The sequence below is a fragment of the Paenibacillus sp. AK002 genome, from assembly GCF_053903045.1.
Map to the genome: position 1 here is coordinate 1,480,660 of NZ_CP096377.1, position 18,684 is coordinate 1,499,343.

The 18,684-nt window shown below is 54.2% G+C and carries 8 protein-coding genes; 6 read left to right on the top strand and 2 right to left on the bottom strand.

The window, feature by feature from the left end; genetic code table 11:
• Positions 1 to 18 precede the first annotated feature (18 nt).
• The 6 genes from M1D70_RS06285 to M1D70_RS06310 all read left to right on the top strand — a co-directional run bounded on the left by M1D70_RS06285 (position 19) and on the right by M1D70_RS06310 (position 16,492).
• Positions 19 to 6,084 carry a phosphodiester glycosidase family protein gene (locus tag M1D70_RS06285; RefSeq protein ID WP_456289447.1) on the top strand — a complete coding sequence of 2,022 codons (6,066 nt, stop codon included), beginning with the start codon at positions 19 to 21 and terminating at the stop codon, positions 6,082 to 6,084.
• Between the two features lie 165 nt (positions 6,085 to 6,249).
• On the top strand, positions 6,250 to 6,576 hold the full coding sequence (locus M1D70_RS06290) for an antibiotic biosynthesis monooxygenase family protein (protein WP_009589747.1): 327 nt from the start codon (positions 6,250 to 6,252) through the stop codon (positions 6,574 to 6,576).
• A 37-nt stretch (positions 6,577 to 6,613) separates the two neighbouring features.
• Positions 6,614 to 7,609 (top strand): Gfo/Idh/MocA family protein, encoded by a 996-nt coding sequence (locus M1D70_RS06295; protein ID WP_009589758.1) that lies wholly within the window; start codon positions 6,614 to 6,616, stop codon positions 7,607 to 7,609.
• 203 nt (positions 7,610 to 7,812) lie between these two features.
• Complete coding sequence (locus M1D70_RS06300) at positions 7,813 to 11,868, top strand: S-layer homology domain-containing protein (protein ID WP_456289448.1); 4,056 nt, start codon at positions 7,813 to 7,815, stop codon at positions 11,866 to 11,868.
• Positions 11,869 to 12,158: 290 nt separating this feature from the next.
• Positions 12,159 to 15,737, top strand: a complete 3,579-nt coding sequence (locus M1D70_RS06305) for a family 10 glycosylhydrolase (protein WP_456289449.1) — start codon at positions 12,159 to 12,161, stop codon at positions 15,735 to 15,737.
• A gap of 116 nt (positions 15,738 to 15,853) precedes the next feature.
• On the top strand, positions 15,854 to 16,492 hold the full coding sequence (locus M1D70_RS06310) for a TVP38/TMEM64 family protein (protein WP_456289450.1): 639 nt from the start codon (positions 15,854 to 15,856) through the stop codon (positions 16,490 to 16,492).
• On the opposite strand, the gene M1D70_RS06315 is transcribed toward M1D70_RS06310, so the two are convergent.
• Together M1D70_RS06315 and M1D70_RS06320 are read right to left on the bottom strand one after the other, a co-directional pair.
• On the bottom strand, positions 16,487 to 18,169 hold the full coding sequence (locus M1D70_RS06315; protein WP_456290395.1) for a PH domain-containing protein: 1,683 nt from the start codon (positions 18,167 to 18,169) through the stop codon (positions 16,487 to 16,489). The two genes, M1D70_RS06310 and M1D70_RS06315, sit on opposite strands and share 6 nt — an antisense overlap.
• Complete coding sequence (locus tag M1D70_RS06320; RefSeq protein WP_009595380.1) at positions 18,162 to 18,644, bottom strand: PH domain-containing protein; 483 nt, start codon at positions 18,642 to 18,644, stop codon at positions 18,162 to 18,164. The genes M1D70_RS06315 and M1D70_RS06320 overlap by 8 nt, the downstream gene beginning before the upstream one ends.
• Between the last annotated feature and the right edge of the window lie 40 nt (positions 18,645 to 18,684).

An 18,684-nucleotide genomic window follows, 5' to 3' on the forward strand; every position in this document is an offset into this window, starting at 1 on the left:
AAGGAGGAATTCATGTACATGTTAAGGAGCAAAAAGAGAATATCATCGCTGCTCAGCGGTGTGATGTTTCTATCGCTGCTGTTTCCCGCAGGACAAGCTGCTGCTGCCGACCCAGCGGCTGCCGCTGCATCGGTCATTGATATGCGGCAGATGGAGATCGGGCCGGGGGCTACATACACGTGGGCGAATATGCAAAAAGGCAGCGGCGAGCAGAAGGTCCATATGGTGGAATTTGATCCATCGCAAGGAAATCTGGAGCTTCAGCCGGGTCTCACCGATGGCAAGGTATACGGCATGCAGGGAGTCAGCAAAATGGCGTCGGATGCCGACAAGACAGGCAATCGCGTCATCGCGGCGGTGAACGGAGATTTCTACGATATGTCCACCGGCATTCCGCTCGGATTGTTCATGGGGGACGGAGAGCTGTTGACGGATCCGCCCAGCGGCAGGAACGCCTTTGGCATTAAACAGGACGGAACGAGCCTGTACGGCAGTCCGAAATTAACGAAAAACGTGACGATAGGCGGAAACACCAGCAGCCTGTCCTCCATCAACCGTCTAAGAGGGACGGACGCACTTGTTCTTTATACCGAAAAATTCAATGCCACCACGATGACCAATAATCTGGGAGACGAAGTGATTCTGGATATCGTGAGCGGCAGGGTCGCCAGCGGGGAGACCTTGACGATGAAGGTGGTCTCTGTTGTTAAGGATCAGGGGAATTCGCCGATCGCCCAAGGTCAAGTGGTATTGTCCGCTTCGGGCTCGCAGCGGAGCAAGCTTGCCGGGCTGAAGGCAGGGGATGAAGTGACGGCGGGTTTTCAGCTGGATAACGAGTGGCAGGACGTCAAGATGGCTATTGGCGGTACCGTAATGCTGGTCAAGGATGGCGTCGTACAGCAGCATACCGATCCGGCTGTACACCCGAGAACGGTGGTGGGCACCAAAGCGGACGGCTCCGTTGTGCTGTTCGAGGTTGATGGCCGCCAGCCGGGGTTCAGTGAAGGGCTTAACTACATCGAGCTTGGCGAAATGCTGCAGGAGCTTGGTGTAGTGAACGCACTAAATCTGGACGGAGGCGGTTCGGCCACCTTCGTTGCCCGCCTGTCGGGAGAAACGGAGCGCAAGGTGCTCAACTCGCCGTCGGACGGCGGGGAACGCAAAACGGCCAACGGCATTTTGCTGGTGAACAAGGCGCCTGAAGGAGCAGCGAATAAACTTGTTGTGGCGCCCACGCTGGAAAGAGTGCTGACCGGTTCATCCGCTACCTTCAAAACGGCGGCCGTGGATCAGAATCTGCATCCGGCGAAAATGACGGAGGCCGCGGTTTGGGGCGTTGACCCAGCCTATGGGACGATCGACGCCAGCGGTACGTTTACGGCAGGCAACCAATCTGGATTGACCGAGGTATCCGTACAATCCGGTAATCTGACGGGTAAAGCCGCATTGGAAGTCGTCGATGAGCTGACTGAGCTCAAGTTCTCCGACGCCGTGAAGACCTTCTCCTCCGGCTCGACCGAGATGCTCAAGGTCACGGCGCTTCGCAATGGTCAAGTGGTACAGGCCGACAATAGCCGTTTGGAGTGGCGTACCGAAGGCGATATCGGGACGATTGACGGCAATGGAACGTTTGCCGCTACGGATAAGCAGGACGTCAGCGGCAAAATCTTCGTGAAGTACGGTCAAATCGAGACCTCAATCGAAGTGAACGTCGGGCTTCCACCGGTGATGCTCGAGGATTTCGAGAATGGCCTCAGCCGCTATAAACCAAGCGCAGGTGCGCGGTTCAAGTCGACCAAGGTATCCATTGAAACCGATGAGACCTATATTCGTTCCGGGAATGGTGCCTTGAAACTGGAGTATGATTTTACCGGAACGACAGGCACCTCCGGCGCTTATCTGGAGACGACAGGCACCGCGGACTATATCGAAATCCCTGGCTATCCCGAGAAGATCAGCATGTGGGTGTACGGGGATGGCAACACGCACTGGCTTCGTGCCCAAATTCGTGACAGTAAAGGTGCAATCGGGCTCGATTTTACCGATCAGACGGTCGGCGTCGATTTCAAGGGATGGAAGTATCTCGAAGCGACCGTGCCCAAAGGAAGAACCCTACCGCTGGTGATGGACGCACCTGTACGATATATGGAAACAAATAACGAGAAAAAAGACGCCGGAGCCATCTACGTGGACGAAATTCGCGCATTGTACGGTCCGGCCAACGACGATATCGATCCGCCGGTACTGAAGAAATTCTCGCCGGCCGACGGTGCGGAGATTACAGAGAACACGCCGACCATTACCGTGTATGCCGAGGATGCAGGCTATGATCCTGTCGCACACCCGGGAACGACGATGATCGATCCGGACAAAATCCGATTCTATCTGGATGGAAGTCCGGTGCAGCATACCCTGTATCCGCCGGAAGGAAGAATCCATTACACGCCGAGCGTTCCGCTCGCCGATGGCGTTCATCAAGCAAAAGTCACCGTCCGTGATCTGTCGGGCAACCAAACGACCAAGGAATGGAACTTCACCGTAAATACCGGCTCAGCCAAGGTGGTGTACGATACGCCGGGAACGATCTATGTTGGCGGCAGTTACACGCTGGATATCGGCGGTGTGAAGACATCCCAAATTCGCAGCGGTCATGTCGATTTCCAATTCGATCCCACCAAAGTGGAGAATCTGGAGCTCATACCGGGGGGCAAGCTGAGCCTATCCCAGGTTAGCGCGAGCATTGACGCTACGACAGGAAAGGTGAGGGTCACCTGGAAGGACATCCATACCGCATCCCTGCAGGATACGGATTGGATCGGCCAAATCCGGTACGACGTGAAAAAGAACGCAGCCGGCAGCAGCATCATAGCGCTCACGTCCGGGGCGGTATCCTTCACCGATACGGGCAATACCGAATTCTCGTTCTACGGTCTTCCGATCGAATCGCAGATCGCAACGCATTATGCGCTGAGCTGGAATGAGGAAGGAATTGTAGAGGGATACGAAACGGTGTTCGAAGTTGCCGATGCCCAAGGGCAGCCTGTTGAAGGCGTACAGATCTTGGCAGACTCGGCAGCGGTGGGAATAACGGATGCGGCGGGAATCCTGAAGACCGGGGCGCTGACGTCCCAGGTCAAGACGTATACCGTGCAGGCAGTGAAAGGAAATCAATACAGTCCGGCCTTGGAGTTTAAGGTATCGCCGCTGGCTGGAAGTCCTACTCCGTTCAACATCAGCGTGGGCATGGGCGAAGATCCAACCACGTCGCGGATGCTGAACTGGCACACGGACCCGGCGACGGAAGGGACTGTCGTGGAATTGGCCAAGCGGTCCGAATTTACGGATTTCGATGCGCCGAACGTCCAGAAGTTCAATGGTGACAGCGAACTGTACCATACATTGGATCTCGGCACGGTCCGCGTCCATAAAGCGACGGCGGTCGGCCTTGAGCCAGGCACAGAGTATGTGTATCGTGTCGGTGACGGCCAAGGCCATTACAGTGACCAAGGCTCGTTTAAAACGACAGAGCTTGCGGGAGATACAACGAAATTCTTGTACTTTGCGGATTCCCAGGCCTCCACTGCGAAGGAGTTCGAGCTGTGGGGGAATACGATCGACAAGGCGGCAGCCGAGCATCCGGACGCCGAATTCATGGTCCATGCCGGGGATATGGTGGACAAGGGCTTCCTGGAGGAGCAGTGGAACTATTGGTTCGATGAAGCCCAGAAGCATTTCCTGAATACGACGTTAGTGTCGGCCATCGGCAACCATGAAGTGATGGGGACCAAGGAAAACGGAGACTTCCTGGCTCACTTTAACCAGCCGGGCAATGGCTTGGACAGCCTGAAAGGAACCAACTTCTCTTTTGATTACAAGGACGTTCATTTCATTATGCTGAACAGCGAGTATCAGCTGGAGGAGCAGAAGAAGTGGCTTCAGCAGGATCTGGCTAATAATGATAAGAAATGGACCGTCGCGATGTTCCATCGCGGTCCATACGGCAGCATCTACGATTCCGCCGAGGTACGGAGCCTATGGGCGCCGGTGCTGGAGGAATCCGGCGTTGATCTCGTGTTAAACGGACATGATCATATTTATATTCGTTCCTACCCGATGATGAACAACCAGATTGCCGCGGACGGGAAGGGCACGACCTACGTCGTGGCGGGATCGTCAGGTCCTAAATTCTACTCCCACACGGAGCGGGGCTGGCATGAGGTGGTCGACGAAGAGAAGACTCAAATGTATGCCTCCGTGGAAGTGAAGGGAGACGAGCTTCATTTTGTAACCCAAACGGTTGGCGGACGCGTCGTGGACGAGTTTACACTGACGAAATCGGATACGAAGCCGGAGCCGCAGCGGATTAAAGTAACTCCAAACCAGCTGACGCTAGCTGTAGGCGAGAGCCAAAAGTTACTGGCTGATGTGAAGCCGAGCGGTGCGGAACGAACCGTTGTGTGGTCCGTCTACCATTCCGAACCGTCGAATGACGTCGTCAGCGTATCCGCAGACGGCATCGTGACGGCTCAAGGTCTGGGGAGCGCGGTGGTAAGAGCGACCAGCACGGCGGCACCGGATGTCTATACAGATGTGAGTATTACGGTAGACCGAATTCCAAACGGCAGCATCGAATCGATACGCCTAAGCGGCAAATCCGAGCTGAAGGTCGGGGACGCCGACCAGACGGTAACGGAGGCGGTATATACCGACGGCAGCCGTATGCGTATAATCGAAGGCATCACCTATGCGAGCAGTAAGCCGGACGTAGCTTCCATTGATGAACGGGGCTCGGTACGGGCTTTGGTAGAAGGGGCGACCGTCATTTCGGCAACCTACGAAGGGTTCAAGTCGGAATATGATTTGAAGGTAATTACCCGGGGTGGGGGTAATCCCGATCCGGGACCGGAGTCGCCGGTAACACCACCGGTAACGCCTCCGGTAACGCCGCCCGTGACACCGCCGTCATCAGGCAGCATCACCTTATCCGCCAACGAGCTTGCAGCTAAACTGTCGAACGGGCAAGTGAGCTTGTCGGTGGACGGAAACTTTACGGATATCACGCTGCCAGGGAATGCAGCAGACATACTCATGGATGGTTCAATCCATCTTGAAGCGAAGAATTTGTCCCTAACGATCCCGGCCGAAGTGCTTCGCCAACTTGGCGGCCTTGCAGATGCCGGCCAGCTTGAGAAAGGCACGATAAAACTGAGTGCCGCCACATTAACGGAGGCCGAGATGAAGCAGCGGATCGCGCAAGCTTCCCGCGTCTCCGGCGCTAAGCTGACAGCAGCCGGAGCCATGCTGGAGTTCGAGCTTAAACTGACGACTGCGGATGGCAAAGTCCACCGCTTAACCGAATTCGATCATCCGATCATGCTAGAACTGCCGTTATCTTCAGATGCTAATGGCAAAAGAATTTCCATGTACTATGTATCCGACAGCGGAGAGCTGGAGTATATCGGCGGTGTAAACAAAGACGGCCGCATGGCCGCAGGAATCCGCCATTTCAGTGCTTACGGTTTGCTGGATTACGAGAAAACCTTTGCAGATGTTCCATCCTCGTTCTGGGCTGCGGAGGTCATCGGCGATTTGGCCGCGAAGCAGCTCATCGAAGGCGTCAGCGCGGACCGCTTCGCACCGGCGCAGCAAGTGACCCGGGCAGAGTTTGCCGCGATGCTGGTTCGTCTGCTGGATCTTAAGGCAGAAGAACCTGCGCCGTTCGCCGATGTAGCTTCAGGCAAATGGTACGCCGATTCCGTGTCGGCAGCAGCCCAGTTCGGCATCGTGAACGGAACCGCCAAAGACCGTTTTGCACCGGACGCCCCGATCAAACGCCAGGAAATGGCGGCGATGCTGGTGCGCGCTTATGCCCACGCGATGAAACAGCAGCAGGAGAACATCAGCGCGGGAAGCGGTTTTGCCGATCTCGCCGAGTCCCCGGACTGGGTTCGGGAAGCGGTAGAAACCGCGCATGCCCTCGGATTTGTTCAGGGCCATACGCCTAGCCGTTTTGCACCGGAAGGTTTGACCACGCGTGCGGAAAGCGCGCAGGTCATCCATAATCTGTTGAATAAGCTGAAGTAAAGCTTAGGCGAATACCGCCTCTCTCCACTGTAGAACTTCGCAGAGGAGAGAGGCTTTTTTTTAGGTTTAAAGTATGGCGGAAGTTCCGATATAATGATATACAGGATCAATGAACGAACGTAAGCCGAAGTTACACCTATTGAGTAACCGGAAAGGGGGAAGGGGATGACGGAATACGCGAATACGCCGAAGCCGCCTTATTATGCCTGCATTTTTGTGTCCAAACGAACGGAGGGCGACCGGGGTTACGGAGCGATGTCCGCTAAAATGGCGGAGCTCGCTGCGCAGCAGCCCGGCTATCTGGGGGTGGAATCCGCTCGGGACGAGGGTCTCGGGATCACGGTTTCGTATTGGGACTCCCTGGAGTCCATACGTTTATGGAAGGAGAACGCGGCTCATCAGGTAGCCCAGGAACGGGGCAAGAACGAGTGGTATGAAAGCTTTGGCTTGCGAATTTGCAAGGTGGAGCGGGACAGCTTCTATAAGCTTTAGGCAAGGCCAGATCATGGAGAGGAAGAGGAGGAGTTTTATGGTGCAGAATCCGGGCAAGGTCAAATGGGGAATTATGGGGACGGGATGGATTGCGGAGCAGTTTGCAGCCGATTTGGCATATGTGGACAACGCTCAGTTTCTGGCGGTCGGTTCCCGTACGGCCAGCAGTGCAGGCGAGTTTGCGTCGAAATACGATATACCGCGGGCGTATGGCAGTTACGAGGAGCTCGTATCGGATCCTGATGTCGACGTTGTGTACATAGCGACTCCGCATCCGATGCACAGGGACCATGCGCTGATGTGTCTCCAAGCAGGCAAATCCGTTCTGTGCGAAAAGCCCTTTACGATCAACGGGGATGAGCTGGAGGAGTTAGTCGCAGCAGCACGCGAGCATAAGCTGTTCCTGATGGAGGCCATGTGGACGCGTTTCCTTCCGCCGATCCGGCAGGTGCGCGAATGGCTGAAGGACGGTCTTATCGGCGACGTCCGGCTGGTGAAGGCCGATTTCGGTTTCCGGAGCGGCTGGAATCCGCAGGGCCGTTTGCTGAATTTGGAGCTCGGCGGGGGCGCGCTGCTGGATGCGGGCATTTATCCGGTGTCGTTTGCGGCCATGATCTTTGGAGCCGAGCCCGAGAAGATTTGGAGTACGGCGCATATCGGCGAGACGGGCGTAGATGAGCAGTTCTCCGTTATTCTATCCTATGAATCAGGCAAGACGGCATCGTTAAACGGGGCGATCCGGCTGGGATTGACGAATGAAGCTTATATTTATGGCACCGACGGGCATATTCACATTCCATCCTTTTTAAATGCAACAACCGCTTCGCTGCATGTTGACGGCGAGGAGCCGGTGGTTGTGACGGATGAGCGTCAAGAGAAGGGCTATAGCTTTGAGGCTTACGAAGTGGGACGATGCCTGCTGGAAGGGCGGCTGGAGAGCGATGTGATGCCGCTGGACGAGTCGCTTGCGATTATGAGGCTGCTGGATCAGATCCGGGCACAGTGGGGATTGAGGTATCCATCGGAAGGTTAAGTGATTTCGTGTTCAATGAAGCAGTGTGAGAGGAACTTCTCGCGCTGCTTTTTTTTGTTATTCAGGCAGCGCAATAAGAGTAAGTGTCAATATTTACATAAGTTTTACGCAGAGATGACAAGCCATTAATCCCCCTTTGTTATGCTGGAGCTGTTTGTAGCGGTGACACAGACCCATTTTTACATAACAAAAGGAGAGAGTAAATGATTAATCACATGTACAAAAAGCTATTATCCATTCTGTTATCGACGGCACTGGTGTTTGGATTCTTTGCAGGCACCGGTTTCCAGACGACGGCGGATGCCGCAGCGCAGGATCAACCCGATATCCTTCTGCAGCGTAACGCCGAGTGGAAGTATTTTGATCAGGGACAAGATTTAACAACCGTTTGGCGTGCCACCTACGATGATTCATCATGGGCTTCGGGATTAGCTCCATTCGGATATAAAGATAACGGAAGCGGCATTGCAACCGCGGAGTTTGGTCCGCTCAACACAGTAGTCGATTACGGTGCGGATAAAAAGCTCAAACACCGCACGACTTACTTCCGCACGAATCTTCAGGTCAACAAGGATCAAATCGACGCTTATGGACAGATTCTCGGAACGTTTGGCATTGATGACGGTGCCGTGCTCTACGTCAATGGTCATGAAATCAGACGTATGGGCATGCCTGAGGGTGAGATCACGTACCACGCGAAAGCCACTTCCAGCAAGGACCTTCCGGTTGTGTATGGGGATATGGATCTGACGGCGCCGCTCAAAACGTACTTGCAGGACGGCAACAACGAAATTGCGGTCGAGGTTCACCAGCAGAGCGACAGCAGTTCGGATCTGTACTTTGATATGGAGCTTACCGCGTTAGCACAGGCTCCGGTGCTGGACATCTCTAAAATTACGGTAACCTTCCATGGAGATGCAACAAGCGCGAAGGGCTTTACATGGTATACGCCGCTGGGTTCCTCCCGCAGCGATGTACAAGTAGTAGAGAATCGCGGCAGTGCGCCTGATTTCAGTCAAGCGCAGGTGTATAGCGGACGGACTTCCGTCTCTTCGAACTCTCCAGGTGAACATGTTCATAAAGCGGAAGCGACAGGCTTGGCAGCAGATACCTCCTACTATTTCAGAGTTGGGGACGAGAGTCTGAATCTGTGGAGCGAGATAGGCACCTTCGAAACGGCACCTGTCAGTGGCGCCTTCTCATTCATCGACCTGACGGATACGCAAGCAAAGGAAGAAGACGAGGCGATACTGTCCGCGGCCACCTTGTCGAAGGCGCTGGCCACCATCCCCGATGCCAAATTCGTTGTCCATAACGGAGATGTCGTGGAGAACGGTACATCGGAGCAGGAATGGAACTGGCTGCTGGGCCATTCACAGTCCAGTCTTTTACATACCACGATCGCTCCTTCCGCGGGCAATCACGAGAATAAGAATAATGCTTTTTATGAGCACTTTAATGTGAAGCAGCCGGATAACGCTGCAACGGTGACAGGCGCATATTACTCTTACGACTATAGCAATGCTCACTTCATCGTGCTCAACTCCAACGAGAATTCGACCGAATATGCGAACTTCTCCACGGAGCAGGTAGCTTGGATGAAGCAGGATGTGGAGCAAGCGAAAGCTGCAGGGGCAGAATGGATTATCGTTAATATCCACAAAGGCCCTTACACCACTTCGAATCATGCTACCGACAGCGATATCATTGGCGCCAATGGCGTGCGTAAACAAATCGCGCCCCTGATGAATGAGCTTGGAATCGATATGGTGCTTCAGGGACATGACCACATCTATGCGCGCACAAAGCCGATCAAGCGTGACGGAACCGCGGAAGATGTCGCTAAAATCACCGAGACGCTGAATGGTCAGAGCATCGAATATGCGGTCAAGCCGGATGGAACGATCTACATGATTCCTGCCACCGCAGGCGCCAAGGTTTATTTCAAGAACCAGAAGCCGGAGCTGGGTGACGCGTATTTCAATTTGTTCGAGCTTGCGGAAGAGAACCACGCCCGTAAGTATGGGGACACAACCAGTTTAGCCAGAGGACATGTACAAAATTTTGTGGGCATTACAATCGACGGCGGCAAGCTGACGGCTGTCACGTACGAGATCGACCAAAATCAATACAACGCGCAGCCGTTCATTGTGGATCAATTCGGAATTATAAAGGAGACGAAACCGGATCCAGTTCAGGAAAAAGTGAGCAAAGTGACGGTTACGTTCCACGGCGATGCTACATCTTCCAAGGGTTTCACCTGGTATACGTCCCAGCAGGTGACAGGCAGCGACCTACAGGTGGTGGAGAAGTCTGCGGACGCGCCTGACTTTACGAATGGGTTATCGTTCCAAGGGCGTTCGGCTCCTTCTACTAATTCGGCGGTGGAGCTTGTGCATAAAGCGGAAGCGACAAAGCTGAAGTCCAATACGTCCTACTATTTTCGGGTAGGGGATGCGTCTCTTAACGTATGGAGCGACATCGGATCGTTCCAGACGGCGCCTGAGAGCGGAGCGTTCACGTTTATTGATCTAGCCGATACGCAAGCGAAGGAAGAAGATGAGGCCGTGCTTTCCTCCGAAACGCTTGCCAAGGCGCTCGCTACCGTTCCGGAAGCGCAATTTGTCGTCCACAATGGAGATCTCGTGGACAAGGGCGTCAAGGAAGAGCAATGGGATTGGCTGTTAGGACACTCGCAGGAAAGCTTGCTCCATACGACGCTGGCGCCTTCCGCGGGAAATCATGAGGACGAGAACTATGCTTTCATAGAGCATTTCAACGTACAGCAGCCGGAGCATTCAGCAACCGAGACCGGAGCTTATTATTCTTACGATTACAGCAACGCGCATTTTGTTGTCCTGAATTCCAATGAGGATTCGGCTGAGTTTGATAATTTCTCGCCCGAGCAAGTAGAGTGGCTTAAAAAGGACGTTCAGAAGGCGAAAAAAGCCGGGGCGGAGTGGGTGATCGTCAACATTCATAAAGGTCCTTACACCACTTCGAACCATGCAACGGACTCCGATATTATGGGAGCTAACGGCGTCCGTACCAAAATTGCTCCGTTAATGGCGGAGCTCGGCATTGATTTTGTATTGCAGGGTCATGATCACATCTATGCCCGTACCAAACCGATCAAGTCGGATGGCAGCGAGTCGGAGCCCGCGAAAATTACGGAGATGTTAAACGGCCAGAAGCTGGAATACTCCGTAAATCCGGACGGTACGATCTATTTGATTCCGGCAACCGCAGGTCCGAAGGTTTATTATAAGAACCCTAGCCCAAGTCTCGGAGAAGCTTACTACAATCTGTTCGAACTTGCAGAAGAAAATCATGCGGCCAAATACGGCCCGGATCCGAGCGATAGCCGGCGTCCGAAACGCAGCCAGGTGCAAAATTTCGTCGGCATTACGATAGATGGCGGCAAGCTGACAGCTGTTACGTATGAAATCGATCAAAACCTGAATGGAGCGCGGCCATTTATTATTGATCAATTCGGGATCGTGAAGAAGGATGCGCAAACGCCGAATCCTGATCCGGGAACTCCAGGACCGGGTACAGGGGCTCCGGATCCAGGTCCTGGGACATCCAACCCGGGATCGGGGAGCAGCCCCGGTTCAGGCATCAATCCAGGTTCCGGTAATGAAACCGATCCGGGAACCGGATCGGGCACAGGCTCACAGCCTGGCGGCAACCCAGGCAACGGTTCAGGTAACGGGAATCCGCCAGCGTTGAAAGATATTGCAGGGCACTGGGCCAAATCAGCGATCGACAAAGCTGTTGCAGCGGGCTTCGTGAACGGCTATGGCGATGGAACCTTCCGGCCGAATCAACAAGTGACGCGTGCAGAATTCATCACCATGTTGGGCCGTGCATTAGGACTGAACGCGAGCGGTGCTCAGCTTACATTCACAGATGCGATGAAGATCCCTTCCTGGGCTAAGGATGCTGCAGCACAGGCGGCCCTGACCGGCATTATTAGCGGCTACAAGGATGGATCCTTCGGTCCGCATAAACCGTTATCCCGGGCAGAGCTCGTTGCTATGATTGTTCGTGCCAGCGGAATCAGCACCGATTCTGCAGCGAAGCTGAACTTTACGGATACGAAGGATATCCCGGCTTGGGCGCTCCCATATATAGCGGCGGCAGTCGATGCAGGACTTGTGGGCGGTGTGGGCAATAACCGTTTCGCTCCACAGCAAGTCGCGACTCGGGCAGAAGCCGTGACGCTGATTATCGGGCTTCTTGATTATACGAAATAAAAGAATGGTTTGAAGTAGCCAATACGGGCTTTACCCGTATTGGCTTTTTTTGGTCATTGTACGTCATGATGACTAAAATTCCTGCCGGAGATTTAAAATTATATTTTACAAAAACTATTGAAATTTGAAATAAAATTTCAATATGATAGTGATAGAGATGAATGCTGGTGCAACAGCAGGACGTCATCTACTTCAGTCGCATGATCGGAGGTGAGCGGCAGCCGATTTTGCTGAAGATCGGGCTTCGGTTCGGATAGCAAGCACTCATACTATAGGGAGTGAATTGATGAATGATAACCAAAAGGCGTGTCTATCGAAGCAGTAAGTCCATTCTGTCCATGACGTTGGCATTCGCCGTGATGCTCAGCTCGGCCGTGTCTGTTTGTGGCGGTTCCGTTGAAACGAACGCAAGCGCAGGACAGCCGGAAGCTGTGGTGCTGGAGGATTTCGAATCGGTAACGAATTTATTTGCGTCTTCCGCAAGGGGGAAGGCCCAGCTGGATTTGGCGGGGAGGCCGGAGCCGATTTATTACGGACATCATGCTGCAGCCTTAAGCTATGATTTTGTGGGCAGCGAATCCGGCACCTCGGCGGCTTATCTCAATTTCAGAGACCCGGATGGATCAACAGGCAGGAGCGTTCCCGGATCACCGAAGGCACTCGGCTTGTGGGTTTACGGCGACGGCGGCAACCACTGGCTCCGTGCACAGCTCCAGGATTCTTCCGGCGGCAAGCATACCGTTGATTTTACAGCCACCTCCGGTCTTAACTGGAAGGGCTGGAAATACGTCAAATTAAACATTCCTTCTACCATTCAGGCTCCTCTCAAAGTGAATCAAATCTACGTAGCCGAATTAAAAGACACGAATAAAAACAAAGGTGCCTTATACTTCGACAGGCTCTCCGCCTTCTATACGGCTTCTCCGGTCTATGGGCTCGACATCGGCGGACTGACGCCTATGGGCGTCGGTGAAACGGTCAAACCGCAAGTTTATGCAACCTATGAAGGACAGTCGGAACCAACGTTACTGACATCCGGCGTGAAACTGACCAGCAGCGACGAATCCGTTGCCACCGTGACGGGCGCTACATACGACACCATTGAAGCATTGGCACCGGGAACGGTGACCATTACGGCCGAGTACGGCGATGCGCCAAAAGCCCAGCTGGAGCTGCATGTGGCGGCGGATGCTCCGGCTCCCCATGAATTGCTGTTGTCCGGACCGCTTCATATGGAGACGAGCGTCACCGGTACAATGAGAAGCAGCGTGGTTTACTCCGTCTACGGAAACCAGACGGATCCGGTGTGGATGACCGAAGGCATTAGCTATACAAGCGATCAGCCTGGCGTTGTATCGGTCGATCAAGCGGGTCGACTGACCGCGGTTTCCGAAGGGACGGCTGACATTACGGCCTCGTACCGGGGAGCATCCGCCCATCATACCATTACCGTGACGGATCCGGTTCCTGTTTTGCAAAGCATTAAACTTCAGGGGCTTACGTCCGTGACGGTTGGAGATTCTTTTGAAACGGTGGTATCCGCCACGTACTCATGGATGGCTGAACCGCAAACCATAGAGGAAGGCGTTACGTTTACCAGCAGCAACCCGGACGTCGCTTCGGTTTCTGATAAAGGGGTGGTGAGCGGTTTGAAGGTAGGCTCCGCTAGAATAACAGCCGCGTTCCAAGGAAAGACCGATTCGCTCTATATCACCGTGAATGAAGCTTCCCGTCATCCGAAAAGCGAGATGCGGGCGGCATGGATCGCCACCGTCGATAATATCGACTGGCCGGCTAAAGGGGTTACCGATCCGGAGCAGCAGAAGCAGCAATTCATTCAGCTGCTCGATCAACTGGAGGATGCCGGAATGAACGCGGTGATCATGCAGATCAAACCGACGGCGGATGCTTTTTACCCGTCCCAATACGGGCCTTGGTCCGAGTGGCTGACAGGTGAACAAGGCAAGGATCCGGGTTACGATCCGCTGGCATTCCTGCTTGAGGAAGTGCATAAGCGAAACATGGAGTTCCACGCCTGGTTCAATCCGTATCGCATCAGCCTGCAGGGAGACATCAACAAGCTGGTAGCGGATCACCCGGCCAGACAGCATCCCGACTGGGTCGAGGAATACGGCGGCAAGCTGTATTTCAATCCAGGGGTGCCGGAGGCGCAGCAGTTCATCATTGACGGCATCATGGAGGTCGTTCGGAATTACGATATCGACGCCGTGCATTTTGACGATTATTTCTACCCGTATCCCGTAACGGGCGTGGATTTCCCGGATACGGATACATTTAATCAGTACAAGGGCGCCTTTACGAACAAGAGCGATTGGAGAAGAAATAACGTCAATACCTTCATTCAAAACGTGAAGGAAGCCATCAAGGCGGAGAAGAGCTACGTGAAATTCGGCATCAGCCCGTTTGGTATTTGGAAAAATAAATCCAGCGATCCGGCCGGCTCCGAAACGACGGGACTTGAGAGTTATCATGCGATTTACGCGGATTCGAAGAAATGGGTCGAAGAAGAGTGGATCGACTATATCACGCCGCAGATTTATTGGAACATCGGGTACTCCGCAGCGGCTTACGATAAGCTGATCGATTGGTGGAGCGGGATCGTGTCCGGCAAGAACGTTCATCTATACAGCGGACAAGCCGTATATAAAATCGGGTCGAATGCCGATTGGTCCAATCCCGACGAAATGCCGAACCAGATCCGGTACAATCGAAACTTCGAGGAAGTTCGGGGCAGCATGTATTTCAGCTCCAAATGGTTTAAGGACAACGCGCTCGGATTTACGGACAAACTGAAAGACGATCTGTACCGATACCCGGCGCTCATCCCGGCCATGCCTTGGATCGAATCGGAGGCACCGGCTGCGACCAAGAAGCCAAAGGCCGACCATGTACAGGAAGGTGTGAAGCTCAGCTGGTCTTCGTCGGACGACGAGACGTATTATGCGGTTTATCGCTTTAACGGTCGGGAAACCGGCAGCGTTCAGGAACCGGCGAATTTAATAGGGACTTTCAGGAAAAACGCCGGAATGACGCAGTTCTTTGTTGATCGTACCGTTGTGAAGGGACAAACCTATACGTATGTGGTGACGGCTGTCGATCGTTTGCATAACGAGAGTGCCCCAAGCCCTTCCGTAACGATTAAAGCGGGGGACCACGGCCAGCCGCCGGTTGACCCGCCAGGAAATCCGAACCCCCCGGTGACACCGCCAGTCACTCCGCCCGGGAAACCGAATCCACCGGTAACACCGCCAGTAACGCCTCCGGTGACACCGCCGGTCAACCCGCCGACGCCGCCGAAACCTCCGGTGTTCGGCGATGTGGACAGCGTTGGCTGGGCAAAAGCGGCGATTGAGGAACTGGCGGCGCTTGGCATCGTAGAGGGAGTGGGTCGGGATTCGTTCCGACCGATGAAATCGGTGACAAGAGCCGAATTCCTGGCCATGCTTGTCCGGGCTTTCCAGCTGACGGGGGCGGCCGACCTGGAATTTTCCGACGTGAAGCCGACCGACTGGCACTACTCCGTCATCGCATCTGCGATAGATGCCGGGCTCGCTCAAGGAATCGGAGGCGGCAAATTCGATCCGAACCGGCCGATCACCCGCCAGGAAATGGCGATCATGAGCGCCAATGCGCTGACATTATTCACCGATATGAAGGCAGAGGATGAGGAGGGTACCTTGGCGAAGTTTAAAGACGGCAGCAGCATTGCAGGCTATGCAAGGAACGCGGTTGCCCTCTTGGCTGAGAAAGGCGTGATTCAAGGCACCGGCAATGACCGGTTTATGCCGAAAGGAATCGCCAATCGCGCTCAGGCAGCGGTCATCATCTACAACCTGTTGAATTTGTAGAACCTGTAAATAAGGGACATCCTTAGGCATAATGCCTTAGGATGTCCCTTTTGCTGCTTGTTTCAATCGACATGCTCCATGGTACAATAGAGGCATTATGTCTTGGAGTGTGGTGCATGGTCAAAAAATTAGGAATGGCACTTGTCTACATTGCCGTGGGTGGTCTTATTTACTATAAAGGCGAGTTCATATTGGCATGGATTCGATCGACAGACAGCATCATGCTGATCATGCTCGTCGCTGTCGCCATGGCCTTGTTCCCTGTGATCCCTTATCCCGTTGTCGGCGGCGTAATCGGGGCGGCCCTGGGTCCGGTTATCGGCGGGATGGTTACTTGGGTCGGCTCCACAGCTGCTTCGATCCTGATGTTCATATTCATCCGCTACGGGTACCAGGAATGGGGTAACCGGGCGCTTCATCGTTACAACAGCCTTGGAAAAGTGACCACGATGTTTGAACGGAACGCCTTTTTGACCATCCTGTTTACCCGATTGATCCCGTTTATTCCTTCCATTGTCATCAACGTGTACGCAGCGCTCAGCAAGGTAACGCTCGTATCGTACAGCTTGGCGTCCGCATTGGGCAAAATTCCCGCCATGCTGCTGTTCTCGATGGTAGGAGACAATCTGATCTCCAATCCATCCCATATTCTAATCACCATAGGCGTATATGGCGTATTTCTTGCCATAACCCTTCTGGTTTACCGCTTGACGGGCTTTGGCCGTTCGGGTAGAACGGAGGCCAAACGCTTATAGGCGCTCGCTCGACGAGGTGTGACCTCCCTGCCCTGCAGAGTTTAAGGTCTCGCCTTTTTTCTGTTGGAACCATGCCCGAACGGCCTCGATCTCTTGCTGTTCCATTCCGCTTAAACTTTCGTTGATTTCGCTGAATATCATCTTCACTTGAAGAGAGAGAAGCCCCTTTCTTCGCTGTCTGCGGGTACCGTTGACCTCCATGGCAATGATCTGCGGACGGCGTATGTACCTGGTGGACATGGCAATGAACCGGCTGCGGATCGTAAGCTGTTTACCCGTGACGTTCAGTCCGGAATCCCGGTGCGACAGAAGTCCCCAGGCGAACGAGAGCGGAAGCAGCAGGAGCGATAATAAACCGAGCCTGTCAAAATACCAAATGCATGCGGCGCTGACCGCTGCGGCAAAAGCCAGCTTCCAGCGGACGTACATCCATCTGGCGCGGGGCGGCGGCGAAGCCGAAACGGCCTGAGCGCTGAATTGAGGCGTAACCCGCTTCAGCAGTGCCGGGATATCCCCGGTCTTCAGCAGAGGATGCAGCATGAAATGCTTCTCGGACTCTGACGTGAGCACATGAACCTTCACTTCGGCGTAACCGAACCATCGCCGGAATATGCCTTCCTTTACGGTTATAGCCAATACGCGTTCCGGGGAGAAGAGCAGTCTTTTTCTCTCCAGCAGACCGCAGCTGACCGAGATTTGTTTCCCGAAACGCTCGACGGTAAATCCGGCATATTTGATCGTGTAGAGCACGGCCGAGAGCAGCCAGGACACGATGAGCGCCAATGCCGCGATGCTGATCCAGCTGCCGGGCAGCAGTTTCCCAGCCGATTGAAACAGCGATTGGTACATCCGATCCGGCAGCAGATCATCGGCAAAAGACACGATACCGCCCACAAAGGCTAAAGCCAATGACAGGTTGGGCGAGGATAGAGCGGCAATGAGCAGACGGCCCGAGGATAGCTGGAGCAGCGTGCTGCGTTCTTCCTCGGCCGGGGTGGGATGGCTTGCCTTCTCTCTGCCAACGGCGTCGTCGGATTCGGAATCCTTCAACGGAACGCTCGCGTAGTCCCGGTTATGATCCAACGGGTTGTGAATAGATTCATAAACCTCCGGGGTCCCCGGAGAAGGAAAAGGCGGTCCCTCCGTCTCGGCGGAAAGGCTCTGGCCGGATGGGCCGGAGCTTTCCGCAGTTGGGTGAACCTCGATATCCGCCTGCCTGGTTTGGGTTTGCTCGCGCAGCCAGCGCTGCAGCCGTTCGCCTTCGCTATTGGTGACGGCCGGCAGGATGCCGCCTCCGCCTTCCTTTTTGCCGGGCGTTTCGATCCGGACCTGGGTAAGCCCCAATAAGCGCTGCAGCAAGGGCTGCTCCATATTCATGGAATGGATGCGACCCGTATAGATGGACAATTCCTCCCGGAACAGCACGCCGCGGCGGATGATGATTTTGTCTTCTTCCAGCGTATAGACGAAGCGTTTCCACTTTAGATACCCGTACAGGAGCAGAAGCGAGACCAGGATGACGATGGCGGCGGACAGCCAATACCAGGGGATGTCGCGCAGCGATTTTCCGTTAAGGAATTTGATGGATACCAGGGCTGCGATCGGAATGAGCGATTTTACGCTGTCCGCGAGCGGGAACAGGATGAACAGCCGGTGCAGCCTTGTCGGTTCATTCATCATGATCCACCACTCTGGCAAGCTCGCCGATCTGTTTCTTTAGTTCCTCTGCTTCTTCCAGCTTGAGCGCTTGAATGACATGGGTCGTTGCGGCCGTGACCACCTTGACCTTGGCTAAGCCGTATTTGCGAAGAAGCGGCCCCCGTTCCAGCTCGACATGCTGCACCCGCGTCATGGGAACAAGGGTGTCGCTGAGCCAGATCCAGCCGGAGCGAAGCTCCAATTCCTCCTCGCTGACTTTAAAGCCGAATTGTTTGTAAGTGAAAGAGGGCACAGCCCAAGTAAACCATGCTCCGAGAACCAAGAGTCCGATGGTGATCCACCCGGGAATGAGGGTCCATCCGAGTATAGCCGCGATGATCAGATAAGCTGCTGCAGCCAGCATAATAATTCCGTCCGTGATGAAGCCCGTTATGCGGGAGATCGTGACGGAGTCCGGGTGGCACTTGCGCATGGCGTCAAGCCGATGGTCCATATGTAGGTTCCTCCTTGATGTTAAAGATTCGATCATTCCT

Excerpts from the sequence above, each read along its gene's own strand:
- M1D70_RS06310 (WP_456289450.1), top strand. The coding sequence starts at position 15,854 with ATGGTCAAAAAATTAGGAATGGCACTTGTCTACATTGCCGTGGGTGGT.
- M1D70_RS06305 (WP_456289449.1), top strand. The coding sequence starts at position 12,159 with ATGATAACCAAAAGGCGTGTCTATCGAAGCAGTAAGTCCATTCTGTCC.
- M1D70_RS06315 (WP_456290395.1), bottom strand. The coding sequence starts at position 18,169 with ATGAATGAACCGACAAGGCTGCACCGGCTGTTCATCCTGTTCCCGCTC.
- M1D70_RS06320 (WP_009595380.1), bottom strand. The coding sequence starts at position 18,644 with ATGGACCATCGGCTTGACGCCATGCGCAAGTGCCACCCGGACTCCGTC.
- M1D70_RS06285 (WP_456289447.1), top strand. The coding sequence starts at position 19 with ATGTTAAGGAGCAAAAAGAGAATATCATCGCTGCTCAGCGGTGTGATG.
- M1D70_RS06290 (WP_009589747.1), top strand. The coding sequence starts at position 6,250 with ATGACGGAATACGCGAATACGCCGAAGCCGCCTTATTATGCCTGCATT.
- M1D70_RS06300 (WP_456289448.1), top strand. The coding sequence starts at position 7,813 with ATGATTAATCACATGTACAAAAAGCTATTATCCATTCTGTTATCGACG.
- M1D70_RS06295 (WP_009589758.1), top strand. The coding sequence starts at position 6,614 with ATGGTGCAGAATCCGGGCAAGGTCAAATGGGGAATTATGGGGACGGGA.